Source organism: Streptomyces atriruber (assembly GCF_001418325.1).
GTDB classification, from domain to species: domain Bacteria; phylum Actinomycetota; class Actinomycetes; order Streptomycetales; family Streptomycetaceae; genus Streptomyces; species Streptomyces atriruber.
Genome location: NZ_LIPN01000358.1, coordinates 9731 through 10594, shown reverse-complemented (window position 1 = coordinate 10594; position 864 = coordinate 9731). Strand labels below are relative to the sequence as shown.

The 864-nt window shown below is 76.3% G+C and carries 1 pseudogene; it reads right to left on the bottom strand.

The features are described 5' to 3' along the window. A pseudogene (locus AOK03_RS31525) lies at positions 1–826 on the bottom strand (hypothetical protein); the annotation flags it as partial. Between the last annotated feature and the right edge of the window lie 38 nt (positions 827–864).

The following is an 864-nucleotide window of genomic DNA, read 5'->3' as shown; positions in this document are numbered from 1 at the left end:
GTGGGGGGGGGGGGGGGGGGGGCGGGACGATCGGCGCCACGGCCTGCGGCACGGCATCGGGAGGGGCGATCTTGCGGGGAGGCTGCTGCGGCGGGGTGGGGACAACGTTCGGCGGCCTTCGCCGCGGTGGGGTTGGCGCCACGGGGCCCGGCAGTTCGAAGCGCGCCGAGGCGCGCGCCGTCAGCGTGGGAGGGGGCGTCCATCCGCCCCCGGCGTCGATGGTGCGCAGCCGATCGGTGCCTGCGACGCGGCCTTGGCTCACATAGGAGCCGGGAGGGCGCCGCACCTCGGCGGTGCACGTCGCCGTCCCGCGCGGGGCGAGCGGGGGCACCTCGGAGCGGCCGCTCCCGCAGTCGGGACGGTTGTGCCGCACCACGGGGTCCATGAGGCGGGCACCCTGCACGGATCGGTTTCCGGTGTTGGTGACGGTGTAGCGGATCCGTGCCCGGTCGGGGCCGATCACGTGGACCTCCTCGCGCAGGGCGAGCGTGGCGCCGACCCCGGCGTACCCCGAGCGTGCCGTCGCCACGACCCTGGCCCGCAGGTACGGCTGCCATCCCACGGCCCGGACCACTCCGGCACGCGCGCCGGGCCGCGCGACCCCTGTGGCGGTGCACCGCACCTCACGCAGTCCGGTCAGCAGGGGCACCTTGTCGCGGCCGCCGGGACAGCGAACGCGGGCGCCGGGCATGGCAGGGTCCTGGACACGCAGGTCGTGCAGGTCGGCGCTACCGCGGTTGACCAGGCGGTACGACGCCAGCACCGGTGTCCCGGTGCGGATGCCGGGATGCTGCGCTCCAAGGCCCGGACGGGTGTTGACCGTCACCTGCAGGACGAGCCCGTCCGCTGACGGGCCGTCTGCGG